A 12,400-nucleotide genomic window follows, 5' to 3' on the forward strand; every position below is an offset into this window, starting at 1 on the left:
GGGCGGGGGCGGGCCGGGGGGCCTTGAGCACCTTGCTGATCCACTCCAGGGAGCCCTCCCGCATGCCCCGGACGTAGTGCCAGCCGTTGTGCTCGCCGTTCTGGATGTCGCGGATGGTCGTCTTGACCGGCCCCTTGCCGTACTTCTGCTGGAAGGCGAGCATCTTGTCCTTCCCGCTCTCCTTGGTCCCGACCTGGAAGTTGATGTGGACCTCGGGACCCTTTCCGTCGATCAGCTTCTGGGCGAGCTTCTCGGGGTTGTTCGCGTCCATCTCCGCCTGGTGGCCCTTCCAGAGCGGGGAGTCGGGAACGATCTCGCCGCCGCTGGCGATCACGGCCTTGAACTTGTCCGGGTGCTGGAGGACCGTCTTTATGCCGACGAAGGCGCCCGAGGACGAGCCCATGTAGGCCCAGCCGTCGCGGGACTTGTAGGTGCGGAAGTTGGCCTTGGCGAAGTCCGGGACGTCCTCGGCGATCCAGGTGCCCATCTTGGCCTGGCCGGGGATGTCGGCGCCGTCGTAGTAGTACTTGTTGTCCGGGTTGAGCACCGGCATGATCACGACGAACGGCAGGCTGGTGCCGGCCTTGACGCCGTCGCTGATGGCCTTCTGGAGGCCGAGGCTGCGGTCCGACCAGTAGTTCGCCGGGAAGCCGTTGCCGCCGGGGAGCGCGATCAGCACCGGGAAGCCGCTCTTGGCGTACTTCGGGTCGTCGTACTCCTTGGGGGCCCACACCCACACGTCGCCCTCGAAGCCCGACTTGGCGCCCGCGACCCGGGTCTTGGCGATGATCGTGCCGTCGTCGAGCTTCGCGGTCTGCTTGAAGTCGGACTTCGGCCCGGACGGCATGAGCACGTCCGGGTCACCGGACGGCACGGCGGGCGCCGGGGCGCCCGAGGCCTTCTTCTCCCCGGCGGGGGGCGGGGGGTTCTTGCCGAAGCTCACCGTCTCGCCGTTGCCGGAGAACCATTCGAGCTTCCAGGCGGCGAAGCCCCCGCCGCCGAGCAGGAGCGCGAGGACCACCACCGCGCCGACGGCTATCGCGCGCCGGGAACGCCTGCTGCGCCCGGGCTCCGGCGGCGCCGGGGGCTCGGGGTACGGCGCGGGCGCGGGGTGATCGGGGAACTCGGGGTAGGCGGGGTGGGAGGGGTGGGCGGACGGCGCGGACTGCTCCGGGCGGCCCGGGTACTCCGGGCGGCCCGGGTACTCCGGCTGGCCCGGGTACCGATCCGCGTACGGCGGCGCGTACCCCTGGGCCGCGGGGTGTCCCTGGGGCGGATGCTCCTCGTACGACGGCCGGCCGTCCGGCCGCGGGCGCTGCGGGTACTCGTGCACGAACTTCGCTCCGAACGGTCATGGCTGCCCGAGGGCAGGAACGGCGGGGGATCCCTTGGTTGTGATGCGCGGATCCCCGGCGGAGTTCCAAATCCAAGCAAAAAGATGGCCGTGACCTGAAGCCGGACGACGGCCCGGACCTCTCCCCGACGGCACCCGACAAGGGCGGCCCGATGTCCCGGCACGGGCACCCCGTCCCCCCTGCTCCCTTCACGATGGCGGGGGCTCCGGTCCGCAACCTCTGCCCGCACTCACCCGGCGGGCCAGCCGCGCAGGGTCACCTCGACTCCGCCGCCGCCCAGGTAGCGGCGCAGGGCGCCGGCGGTGCTGGGCACGAAGGGTTCGGGAAGGTCGTCCACGTCGGCCCAGCAGACCCGGGCGTGCTTCCCGGGCTCACGGTTCTCGGGCTCCCCGGACCAGGCGTGGGCGGCGAAGACGACGGTGACGTAGCCGTTCGGCGCCTCGACTCCCCAAGCGCCGTGGACGATGTGGGCGACCTGGAGCGCCCCGGGCTCCACCGTGAGCCCGGTCTCCTCGTACAGCTCGCGCACCGCGGTCACGGTGATCGGCTCCCCGGGCTCGCTCTTGCCGACGGGCAGATCCCACATGCCGCGGGCGAACTTGGCGCGCTCCCCGCGCTGGAGGAGCACGACGCGCCGCTTCGCCCGGTCGTGCACGATGACGGCCGCGACAAGCACGGTCATCGCCCCGAGCGCCGGCTCGATCGCCCCGTCACCCCCACCCGCCTGCTGCACGACGACCTCCCCCCTCACCCGCCGCCCACGGACGGACCCAGGTGACGATGTTCCCCACTCCCGGGCCCCCGCAGACCTCACCCCTGCCTCGGCCGCAAACCGCTACCGTGAAGCCATGACCGCACTGCCCGACTGGATGCGCCCGCCGCGCGCGGAAGGCTGGTTCGCGGAGGACCTCGACCGCCTCCCCGAGGCACCCCGCCACACCGAGCTGATCGATGGAGCCCTCGTCTTCATGATGTCGCCCCAGAGGTCCTGGCATGGCCGCCTCGTCACAGCCCTGACCACCACGCTCATGGCGCAGGCGCCGGCCGGCTTCGAGGTTGAGCGCGAGATGACGATCCGCCTCGATGCCCGCAACCGCCCCGAGCCAGACCTATTGCTGACGGACCTGCCCTACGACCCCGACCGCACGTGGTACGCCCCGGGGGACGTGAAACTCGTCGTGGAGGCGGTCTCCCCCGAGTCCGCCCACCGCGATCGCACCGTGAAGCTCCGCAAGTACGCGGAGGCCGGCATCCCGCACTACTGGTGCATCGAGGACGAGGACGGGGCACCCGTCGTCCACGTCTACGAGCTCGACGAACCCACCGGCGCCTACGCGCCCGCCGGGATCTTCCGGGGCACGCTCCAGCGCCCGGTCCCCTTCGAGGTCACCCTGGACCTCGCCCGGCTCACGCCGCCCCGGAACAGCTGAGGAGCCGGCACCGAGCCGGCACGGGAATGCAGAAGGGGTCGGACTCACCAGAGCCCGACCCCTTCTGAACTGCAGGTGTGCCCACGTCAGTGGCGTGGTGTCATGTCATCCGCTCAGACGTTGAAGCGGAACTCCACCACGTCGCCGTCCTGCATGACGTACTCCTTGCCCTCCATGCGGGCCTTGCCCTTCGCGCGGGCCTCGGCGACCGAGCCGCATTCGACCAGGTCGGCGAAGGAGATGACCTCCGCCTTGATGAAGCCGCGCTGGAAGTCCGTGTGGATGACGCCCGCCGCCTCCGGGGCCGTCGCGCCCTGCTTGATCGTCCAGGCGCGGGTCTCCTTCGGGCCCGCCGTCAGGTACGTCTGGAGGCCCAGGGTGGCGAAGCCGACGCGGCCCAGGGTGGCCATGCCCGGCTCGTCCTGGCCGACCGACTGGAGGAGTTCGAGGGCCTCGTCGTCCTCCAGCTCGACGAGCTCCGCCTCCAGCTTGGCGTTCAGGAAGATCGCCTCCGCCGGGGCGACCAGCGCGCTCTGCTCCGCCTTGAAGGCGTCGTCCGTCAGCTCGTCCTCGTCCACGTTGAACACGTAGAGGAAGGGCTTCGTCGTGAGCAGGTGCAGCTCGTGCAGGAGGTCGCCCCGCTCCGTGCCCTTCGTGATGCCCTTCGAGAAGAGGGTGTCGCCCGCTTCGAGGATCTTCTTGGCCTCGACGACGGCTGCCAGGACCGCGACCTTCTCCTTCTGGAGGCGCGACTCCTTCGCCAGGCGCGGCTCCGCCTTCTCGATGGACTGGAGGTCCGCGAGGATCAGCTCGGTGTTGATCGTCTCGATGTCGTCCTTCGGCGAGACCTTGCCGTCGACGTGGACGACGTTCTCGTCCACGAAGGCGCGGATGACCTGGCAGATCGCGTCCGACTCGCGGATGTTGGCGAGGAACTTGTTGCCCAGGCCCTCACCCTCGGAGGCGCCGCGGACGATGCCCGCGATGTCGACGAAGTCGACGGTCGCGGGGATGACCTTCTGCGAGCCGAAGATGCCGGCCAGGACGGCCAGGCGCTTGTCCGGGACGCCAACGACGCCGACGTTCGGCTCGATCGTGGCGAACGGGTAGTTGGCCGCCAGCACGTCGTTCTTGGTCAGGGCGTTGAACAGGGTCGACTTGCCGACATTCGGCAGGCCGACGATTCCGATCGTGAGCGACACGTTGGCGACTTCCCGTAGTGGAGGGGCGGCGGCCCGGGTGCGGGCCATGGAGCAGTTTACTTTCCGATGAGCGGAGGTGGATGTACGCGTGTCCGCGGCCCGATCCGGGGGCCCGCCCGCCTACTTTGGTGCCGTGGAGCAATACAGGAGGCGATCGGCCCCTCACCCTCAGCGACCTCCGGCCCAGCGCCGCCGGCCGCCTGCCGCCGTGCCCCCCGTCCAGGGCCGCGCGCCGCGGCTCGCGCTCGCGCGCCGGCTGCCCCGGCCCCGGCTGACCGGGCTCGGCGGGGGGCTCTTCTCCACCGCCGCCATGGTGCTGGTCGCGGGGTTCTGCTGGCTGCTGTTCGACTCTTCGCTCTTCGTCTACGGGCTGCTCTTCCTGCCCGTGGCGGCCGCCACCGCCCTCTGGGTGCGGCCCGCCGACCTGATCACCGCGCCGATCACCGCGCCCATCGCCTTCGCCGCCGGAGTGTGGCCCGTCGCGGGCGGCTCCGGCGGCTTCGGCGGTCATCTGATGGGGCTGGTGTCCGCGCTGTCCCTGCACGCCGGCTGGCTGTACGCGGGGACGCTGGTGGCGGCGCTCATCGCCGTCGTGCGCAAGGCCGTCCTGATCGGCAGGCGGCGGATGCCCCGCCGGCCCGCCGCCTAGCCGTCTCCTCCGGAGAGGGCTAGGCCCGGCGGCTCCGGCCCCGGCGGCCCCGGGATCACTGCTTCGCCGCCATCGCCGCGCCGACGATGCCCGCATTGTTCTGGAGCTTCGCCGGGACGATCTCCGCCCGGACGCCCTCGATCAGGGGGAGGAACTTCTCCGGCTTGCGGCTGACGCCGCCGCCGAGGATGAACAGGTCCGGGGAGAACAGCATCTCCACGTGCTCCAGGTACTTCTGCAGGCGGTGGGCCCAGTGCTCCCAGCTGAGGTCGCCGTCCTCCTTCGCCTTCACCGACGCCCGCTTCTCCGCGTCGTGTCCCTTCAGCTCCAGGTGGCCCAGCTCCGTGTTCGGGACGAGGCGCCCGTCCGTGAACAGGGCGCTCCCGATGCCCGTGCCCAGCGTGAGCAGGATGACCGTGCCGCCCCGGCCGCGCCCGGCCCCGTACGTCATCTCCGCGACGCCCGCCGCGTCCGCGTCGTTGAGGACCGTGACCGGCAGGCCGCCCAGCTCGCGCGACAGGAGGTCCGCCGCGTCGACGCCGACCCAGCCGCTGTCGACGTTGGCCGCCGTACGGGTGACGCCGCCCGTGACGACCCCCGGGAAGGTGACCCCGACCGGGCCCGTCCAGGAGAACGCGCGGACCACCTCCGCGACACAGCCGGCCACCCCGTCGGGGGTGGCCGGCTGCGGTGTCAGTACTTTGTGGCGCTCCTGCGCCAGATCGCCCCGGTCCAGGTCCACGGGGGCGCCCTTGATCCCGGAACCGCCGATGTCCACACCCATGATCTGCATGGACATACCGTACGAAAAGACTTACTTGTCGGCGACCAGTTCGGCTGCTTCCGCACGAAGGTCGCGGCGGAGCTCCTTCGGCAGCGAGAACACGATCGACTCCTCGGCGGTCTTGACGATCTCCACGTCCGCATACCCGCGCGACGCGAGGTAATCCAGCACTTCCTCGACCAATACCTCCGGCACCGAGGCGCCCGAGGTCAGACCGACCGTGGTGACGCCCTCCAGCCAGGCCTCGTCGATCTCGCTCGCGAAGTCGACGAGGTACGCGGCGCGCGCGCCCGCGTCGAGCGCGACCTCGACGAGGCGGATCGAGTTCGATGAGTTCTTCGAGCCGACGACGATGACCAGGTCGGAGTGGGCGCCCATGACCTTGACGGCCGCCTGCCGGTTCGACGTGGCGTAGCAGATGTCGTCGCTGGGCGGGGAGACGAGGAGCGGGAACTTCGTCTTCAGTGCGTCGACCGTCTCCATCGTCTCGTCGACCGACAGCGTGGTCTGGGACAGCCAGACGACCTTCGACTCGTCGCGCACCTCGACGTTGGCGACGTCCTCGGGCCCGTCCACGATGGTGATGTGGTCCGGGGCCTCGCCGGAGGTGCCGATGACCTCCTCGTGGCCCTCGTGGCCGATGAGGAGGATGTCGAAGTCCTCGTTCGCGTACCGGATGGCTTCCTTGTGCACCTTCGTGACCAGCGGGCACGTCGCGTCGATCGTGGCGAGCTTGCCGCGGGCGGCCTCCTCGTGCACCACCGGCGCCACGCCGTGGGCGGAGAACATGACGATGGAGCCCTCGGGCACCTCCTCCGTCCGCTCGACGAAGACGGCCCCCTTCTTCTCCAGGGTCTGCACCACGTACTTGTTGTGGACGATCTCGTGGCGGACGTAGACCGGTGCGCCGTACTGCTCAAGGGCTTTCTCGACGGCGATCACGGCTCGGTCCACGCCCGCGCAGTAACCGCGGGGGGCGGCGAGCAGGACGCGGCGGGAAGCGGGAGCAGGGGCGGGAGCAGTCATGTGGTCCATCGTACGGGGGTCCCTGAGAGGCCGGACGTCGCCCGTTCGGCAGAAACTTGGTCGAAAGCGTGTCCCGCCTATCGCCCGGAGGACGGATGGCGTCCGTGACGGATTCCAGTAAGGCGGCGCCCGCCGCGCTGCGGCGGACCCTCGGCTTCCGGGACCTCGTCGTCTACGGACTCCTCTTCATCGCCCCCATGGCGCCGGTCGGCGTCTTCGGCACCCTGGACGCCGCGTCGCACGGTGCCGTCGCGCTCGTCTACGTCGTCGCGACGGTCGCGATGGCGTTCACGGCGTTCAGCTACGCGCAGATGGTGCGGGTGGCACCGCAGGCCGGCTCGGTCTTCACGTACGCCCGCAAGGGCCTGGGCGAGGGGCCGGGGCTGATCGCCGGGTGGATGGCGATGCTCGACTACCTGCTGATCCCGGCGGTCGCGTACCTGTTCTCGGGGATCGCGATGAACGCGCTGGTCCCGGAGGTGTCGCGGTGGGTGTGGACGGCGTTGGCCGTGGTGGTGACGACGCTGCTGAACCTGTGGGGCGTACGGGCGGCCGCGCGGGTGGGCTTCGCGGTGCTGGCCCTGGAGATCGTGGTCCTGCTCGTCTTCCTGGTCGCCGCGGTGACCGCGCTGGCGCGGGGCGGGGCGCAGCGCGACTGGCTCTCGCCTCTGACGGGCGACGGCTCACTGGGCTTCTCGCTCGCGGCCGTGCTCGGCGCAGTGTCGGTCGCGGTCCTGTCGTACCTCGGTTTCGACGCGATCGCCTCGTTCGCGGAGGAGGTGACGGGCGGCAGCGCGAAGGTGGCGCGGGCGGTGCTGTTCTGCCTGGCCCTGACGGGGGTGCTGTTCGTCGCGCAGACGTACCTGGCGGCGCTGCTGTCGCCGCTGACGGCGGCGGAGCTGGCGGCGCGGCCGGTGGAACAGGGGCCGGCCTTCTACAACACGGTGGAGTCGGCGGTCGGTCCGTGGCTGCACGACCTGGTCGCGGTCAGCAAGGCGATCGGGGCGGCCTTCGCGGCGCTGGCGGGGCAGGCGGCGGCGGGGCGGCTGCTGTTCGCCATGGCCCGGGAACGCCGACTGCCGCAGGCGCTGGCGCGGACCTACGGCGGCACCCCGCGCCCGGCGCTGCTGGTGGCGGCCACCGTCACCCTGGTCGCCGCGGTGTGGGCGGCGCGGCGCGATGACGGGCTGGACCACCTGGTGTCGGTGGTGGACGTCGGTGCGCTGGTCGCGTTCACCCTGCTGCACGCCTCGGTGGTGGGCTGGTTCGTGGTGCAGCGGCGGGAGGGCCCGCCGGACTGGCTCAGGCACCTGGTGGTCCCCGTGCTGGGCGCGTTGGTGACCGTCACGGTGATCGTGGAGGCCTCGTGGACGGCGCAGCTGGTGGGGGCGGTGTGGCTGGCGGCCGGTCTGGGCGTACTCCTCGTGCAGCGCGGACGGCGCGGCGGCGGGGACGGGGGTCCCGGCGAGGGCCCTGCGACGGGCCCGGCGGCCGGGAGCGCGTAGGCGGCGGCCCGGGACGGGCGGCGACACCACCGGCGGACCCTGAGACGCTGTCACCCGGGCCGGATAGCCTGCGTGCATGGGTCTGAATACGTCGGCCGAGGCGCCGCTGCCGGTAGGCCAGGTGTCCCGGCTCATCGGGGGCTGGATCGACAAGCTCGGCCAGGTGTGGGTGGAGGGGCAGATCACGCAGCTCTCGCGGCGGCCGGGAGCGGGGGTGGTCTTCCTGACGCTGCGCGACCCCTCGCACGACATCTCCGTCAGCGTGACCTGCTTCCGCCAGGTCTACGACGAGGTCGCGGACGCCGTCTCGGAGGGCGCGCGGGTCGTCGTCCTCGCCAAGCCGGAGTGGTACGCCCCGCGCGGGCAGCTGTCCCTGCGGGCGACGGAGATACGGCCCGTCGGGATCGGCGAGCTGCTGGCCCGCCTGGAGCGGCTCAAGCGGTCCCTCGCCGCGGAGGGGCTGTTCGCCCTGGACCGCAAGAAGCCGCTGCCCTTCCTGCCCCAGCTGATCGGGCTGGTGGTCGGGCGGGCGTCGGCGGCGGAGCGCGACGTACTGGAGAACGCCCGGCGGCGCTGGCCGGCGGTCCGCTTCGAGGTGCGCAACGTGGCCGTCCAGGGGGTGCACGCGGTGCCCCAGGTGATCCGGGCGGTCCGGGAGCTCGACGCCCTGGACGGGGTGGACGTGATCATCGTGGCGCGCGGCGGCGGCAGCGTGGAGGACCTGCTGCCCTTCTCCGACGAGGAGGTCGTACGGGCGGTCGCCGCGGCCCGTACCCCGGTCGTCTCCGCCATCGGCCACGAGCCGGACTCCCCGCTGCTCGACCTGGTCGCGGACCTGCGGGCCTCGACCCCCACGGACGCGGCGAAGAAGGTGGTCCCGGACGTGGGCGAGGAGCTGGAGCGCGTGCGCCAGCTCCAGGACCGGGGCCTGCGCGCGGTGCGCGGGCTCCTCGACCGGGAGGAGCGCGGGCTGGCGCACGCCCTGGCCCGGCCGGTCTTCGTCCACCCGCAGCGGATGGTGGAGACCCGGGAGGACGAGGTGGACGCGCTGCTGGCCCGCAGCCGCCGCACGCTCGGGCACCTGCTGGACCGCGCCGACTCGGAGCTCTCGCACACTCTGGCCCGGGTGGTGGCGCTGTCCCCGGCCGCGACCCTGGAGCGCGGCTACGCCGTGCTCCAGCGGGCCGACGGGCATGTGGTCCGCTCGCCGGAGGAGGTCTCGGGGGGCGAGGTGCTGCGCGCACGGGTGGCGGAGGGCTCCTTCTCCGTACGGGCCGACGACCCGGTCGCCGGGGCCGGAGAGGCCGGAGAGGCCGCGGAGGCCGCGGCGCCCGCCGCCGCCGCACCGGCTTCCGAATGACGACACACTGCCGCAACGAACGCGTCGGACAACGAACCTAGGGTGGAAACGGGAATGGCTGAGGCCGAGACGGCATTGGGATACGAGCAGGCCCGCGACGAGCTCATCGAGGTCGTCCGCAAGCTGGAGGCGGGCGGCACCTCGCTGGAGGACTCGCTCGCGCTCTGGGAGCGCGGCGAGGAACTCGCGAAGGTCTGCCGGCACTGGCTGGAGGGGGCCAGGGCCCGCCTGGACTCGGCGCTCGCGGCGCGGGAGGCGGCCGGCGAGGAGTGATCCCGGTCACCGCCGGAGCGGTTTAGTTGAAAGTTCACCTACTTTCGCCGTAAAGTCGGGGACATCGCTCCACCGCTTCACCTCCGTATGGAAGAAGGCTTTCCGATGTCTCTCGTTCTCGACCCCGCCGCGCAGGACCTGCTGTTCCGCGAGGCCCGCACGGCCAACTCGTTCTCCGACGAGCCGGTCACCGAGGAGCAGGTCCAGGCGATCTACGACCTGGTGAAGTTCGGCCCCACCGCCTTCAACCAGACCCCGCTGCGCATCACCCTGGTCCGCTCCCCCGAGGCCCGCGAGCGTCTCGTGAAGCACCTCGCCGAGGGCAACCAGGCCAAGACCGCGGCCGCGCCGCTCGTCGCGATCCTCTCCGCGGACAACGAGTTCCACGAGGAGCTCCCGACCCTGCTCCCGCACTTCCCGCAGGCCAAGGACCTCTTCTTCGCCGAGCGTCCGGTCCGCGAGCAGTCCGCGCTGCTGAACGCCGCGCTGCAGGCCGCGTACTTCATCGTCGGCGTCCGCGCCGCCGGCCTGGCCGCCGGCCCGATGACCGGCGCCGACTTCGGCGGCATCCAGAAGGAGTTCCTGGACGCCGACCACACCCCGCTGATGATCGTCAACATCGGCAAGCCGGGCGAGGACGCCGTCGGTTTCCCGCGCTCCCCGCGCCTGGAGTTCGACCAGGTCATCACCACCGTCTGAGTGCGGACGGCGCCCGCCGCCGTACGCGAAGAGGCCGCGCACCCCGGGATTCCGGGGTGCGCGGCCTCTTCGGCGTACGCGTCGCGCCGTCGCCGCGGAGACGGCCGGGCCCGGCGGCAGGCGCCCGCACAGGGCGCCGCCGCGGTTGCCGGCGCTACCCGCCGGCCGCGGCGCCCTGCTTGAACTCCAGGGCCGACGCCATCGCGCCGAGCTGCTCGAAGGAGGCCGTACCGGTCACCACCGTGACGAAGCCCTGGTCCTGCTTGACGAGGGCGTCGTACTTCTCGCCCTCCCAGCGCTCCCAGGCCGCGTCGCCGACCTGCTGCGTCTGCCCGGTGGCCTTCGCCTGCTGGGTGACCCGGCCCAGGTACTTCACGGAGACGTCGGTGGACTGTTCCAGCGCCACGTACTCCTGCTTCGGGTCCAGGAAGCCCAGGTGCCAGGCGTCGGCGTTCTTGCGTTCGTACGTCACCGAGGTCGCGCGCCACTCCGCCGGGAGCCCGACGGGGACCGCCAAGGGGTACGGGGCCGCACGGCGCGCCGTGATCGTCTCCACCCGGTAGTCGACCGTGCGCGTCGGATCGGCCTTCTCGTCATGGGGGATGAAGAGATAGATCCCCGCCACGACGAGGCCGATCACCCCCAGCGACCGGACCATGTCCCAGACCGTCTGCTTGCCTTTCATACCTGCCACGGGACCATCGTCCCGCATGGCCGGCGGCGATCACCGCCGGGGTGGCCCCGAGCGGGCGCGCGCCGGGGGGCCCGGCGGGCGGGAGCGGGCCACAAGACGTCCGCACTGGCCAATCGGCTGACCGATATCCCGCTCATACGTGCCCCGGCCTGCTCAATATGTCGACGTACCGATAGAGTTCGGACACCCTCACATCCCGGCCGTCGTCGTACAGAAAGGTGCGCTCCGATGACCGAGCACAACCTGCCGCCCCAGCTCGAAGTCTCTCCCGAAGCTCCCGACCGCAACCTCGCCCTGGAACTGGTCCGGGTCACCGAGGCCGCCGCCATGGCCGCGGGCCGGTGGGTCGGCCGCGGTGACAAGCTCGGCGCGGACGGCGCCGCGGTCAACGCCATGCGGACCCTGATCTCCACCGTGTCGATGAACGGCGTCGTCGTCATCGGCGAGGGGGAGAAGGACGAAGCCCCCATGCTCTTCAACGGCGAGCGGGTCGGCGACGGCACCGGCGCCGAGGTCGACATCGCCGTGGACCCGATCGACGGCACCACCCTGAACGCCAAGGGCATGCCGAACGCGATCGCCGTCCTGGCCGCCGCCGACCGCGGCACCATGTTCGACCCGTCGGCCGTCTTCTACATGGAGAAGCTGGTCACCGGACCGGAGGCCGCCGACTTCGTCGACATCAACGCCCCCGCCTCCGTCAACATCCGGCGCGTCGCGAAGGCCAAGAACATGGCCGTCGAGGACGTCACCGTGGTCATCCTGGACCGCCCGCGCCACGAGGGCATCGTCAAGGAGATCCGCGAGACCGGCGCCCGCATCAAGTTCATCTCGGACGGCGACGTCGCGGGCTCGGTCATGGCGGTGCGCGAGGGCACCGGCGTGGACCTGCTCCTCGGCATCGGCGGCACCCCCGAGGGCATCATCTCGGCGTGCGCCATAAAGTGCCTCGGCGGCACGATCCAGGGCAAGCTGTGGCCCAAGGACGAGGCCGAGCGCCAGAAGGCGATCGACGCGGGCCACGACCTGGACCGGGTCCTGCACACGAACGACCTGGTGTCCGGCGAGAACGTCTTCTTCGTCGCCACCGGCATCACGGACGGCGAGCTGCTGCGCGGCGTCCACTACCGCTCCGAGACCGCGACGACGTCCTCGCTGGTCATGCGCTCGAAGTCGGGCACGATCCGGCAGATCGACTCGACGCACCGGCTGTCCAAGCTGCGTGCGTACAGCGCGATCGACTTCGACCGGGCGCAGTAGACCCGCGGGAAGCAACGGAACGCGACAGCGAGAGGGGGGGGGGCCCCGGGGGGGGGGGGGCCCCCCCCCCCGGGGGGGGGGGGGGGGGGGCGGGGGGGGGGGGGGCGGCGGGGGGGGGGGGGGGGGGGGGGGCGGCGGGGGGGGGGGGGGGGGGGGGGTCAGG

Annotated in this window: 13 protein-coding genes; 7 read left to right on the forward strand and 6 right to left on the reverse strand. The window is 71.8% G+C overall.

Annotated features, from left to right (window positions below; all coding sequences use genetic code 11):
* Both ACFWW8_RS03490 and ACFWW8_RS03495 read right to left on the reverse strand, forming a co-directional pair.
* Window positions 1-1,333 (reverse strand): alpha/beta hydrolase (locus ACFWW8_RS03490; protein ID WP_386522947.1); only part of this gene is annotated, 1,333 nt, incomplete at its 3' end.
* A gap of 251 nt (window positions 1,334-1,584) precedes the next feature.
* Window positions 1,585-2,037: an NUDIX domain-containing protein gene (locus tag ACFWW8_RS03495; RefSeq protein WP_386523032.1), complete on the reverse strand. Its 453-nt coding sequence runs from the start codon at window positions 2,035-2,037 to the stop codon at window positions 1,585-1,587.
* A gap of 166 nt (window positions 2,038-2,203) precedes the next feature.
* Between ACFWW8_RS03495 and ACFWW8_RS03500 the strand changes: the two genes are divergently transcribed.
* Window positions 2,204-2,785, forward strand: a complete 582-nt coding sequence (locus tag ACFWW8_RS03500; RefSeq protein ID WP_386522950.1) for a Uma2 family endonuclease — start codon at window positions 2,204-2,206, stop codon at window positions 2,783-2,785.
* A 113-nt stretch (window positions 2,786-2,898) separates the two neighbouring features.
* Here the strand turns inward: ACFWW8_RS03500 and ychF are convergent, their stop codons facing one another.
* Entirely contained in the window at window positions 2,899-3,987 is a 1,089-nt protein-coding gene (ychF, locus tag ACFWW8_RS03505) for a redox-regulated ATPase YchF (RefSeq protein ID WP_386523035.1), read from the reverse strand.
* A gap of 208 nt (window positions 3,988-4,195) precedes the next feature.
* Here ychF and ACFWW8_RS03510 point away from each other — a divergent pair, with 208 nt between their 5' ends.
* Entirely contained in the window at window positions 4,196-4,636 is a 441-nt protein-coding gene (locus ACFWW8_RS03510) for a DUF6542 domain-containing protein (protein ID WP_386522951.1), read from the forward strand.
* A gap of 55 nt (window positions 4,637-4,691) precedes the next feature.
* Here the strand turns inward: ACFWW8_RS03510 and ppgK are convergent, their stop codons facing one another.
* Both ppgK and ACFWW8_RS03520 read right to left on the reverse strand, forming a co-directional pair.
* On the reverse strand, window positions 4,692-5,429 hold the full coding sequence (ppgK, locus tag ACFWW8_RS03515) for a polyphosphate--glucose phosphotransferase (protein ID WP_386522954.1): 738 nt from the start codon (window positions 5,427-5,429) through the stop codon (window positions 4,692-4,694).
* Between the two features lie 21 nt (window positions 5,430-5,450).
* Window positions 5,451-6,455 (reverse strand): 4-hydroxy-3-methylbut-2-enyl diphosphate reductase, encoded by a 1,005-nt coding sequence (locus ACFWW8_RS03520; protein ID WP_386522957.1) that lies wholly within the window; start codon window positions 6,453-6,455, stop codon window positions 5,451-5,453.
* Between the two features lie 86 nt (window positions 6,456-6,541).
* Between ACFWW8_RS03520 and ACFWW8_RS03525 the strand changes: the two genes are divergently transcribed.
* The 4 genes from ACFWW8_RS03525 to ACFWW8_RS03540 all read left to right on the forward strand — a co-directional run bounded on the left by ACFWW8_RS03525 (window position 6,542) and on the right by ACFWW8_RS03540 (window position 10,283).
* Window positions 6,542-7,951, forward strand: a complete 1,410-nt coding sequence (locus tag ACFWW8_RS03525; RefSeq protein WP_386522960.1) for an APC family permease — start codon at window positions 6,542-6,544, stop codon at window positions 7,949-7,951.
* A 76-nt stretch (window positions 7,952-8,027) separates the two neighbouring features.
* Window positions 8,028-9,311: an exodeoxyribonuclease VII large subunit gene (gene xseA, locus ACFWW8_RS03530; protein WP_386522963.1), complete on the forward strand. Its 1,284-nt coding sequence runs from the start codon at window positions 8,028-8,030 to the stop codon at window positions 9,309-9,311.
* A gap of 54 nt (window positions 9,312-9,365) precedes the next feature.
* Window positions 9,366-9,584, forward strand: coding sequence for an exodeoxyribonuclease VII small subunit (locus tag ACFWW8_RS03535; RefSeq protein ID WP_360867719.1), 219 nt, complete (start codon window positions 9,366-9,368; stop codon window positions 9,582-9,584).
* 105 nt (window positions 9,585-9,689) lie between these two features.
* The gene (locus ACFWW8_RS03540; protein ID WP_386522967.1) at window positions 9,690-10,283 is read left to right on the forward strand and encodes a malonic semialdehyde reductase; all 594 of its coding nucleotides are present in this window, start codon (window positions 9,690-9,692) and stop codon (window positions 10,281-10,283) included.
* A gap of 154 nt (window positions 10,284-10,437) precedes the next feature.
* Here ACFWW8_RS03540 and ACFWW8_RS03545 read toward each other — a convergent pair whose 3' ends face one another.
* Window positions 10,438-10,968 (reverse strand): DUF4245 domain-containing protein, encoded by a 531-nt coding sequence (locus ACFWW8_RS03545; RefSeq protein ID WP_386523038.1) that lies wholly within the window; start codon window positions 10,966-10,968, stop codon window positions 10,438-10,440.
* 237 nt (window positions 10,969-11,205) lie between these two features.
* Here ACFWW8_RS03545 and glpX point away from each other — a divergent pair, with 237 nt between their 5' ends.
* Window positions 11,206-12,237: a class II fructose-bisphosphatase gene (glpX, locus tag ACFWW8_RS03550; RefSeq protein ID WP_031144369.1), complete on the forward strand. Its 1,032-nt coding sequence runs from the start codon at window positions 11,206-11,208 to the stop codon at window positions 12,235-12,237.
* Window positions 12,238-12,400 lie beyond the last annotated feature (163 nt).

It is taken from the genome of Streptomyces sp. NPDC058701, from assembly GCF_042715295.1.
In the GTDB taxonomy this organism is placed as follows: domain Bacteria; phylum Actinomycetota; class Actinomycetes; order Streptomycetales; family Streptomycetaceae; genus Streptomyces.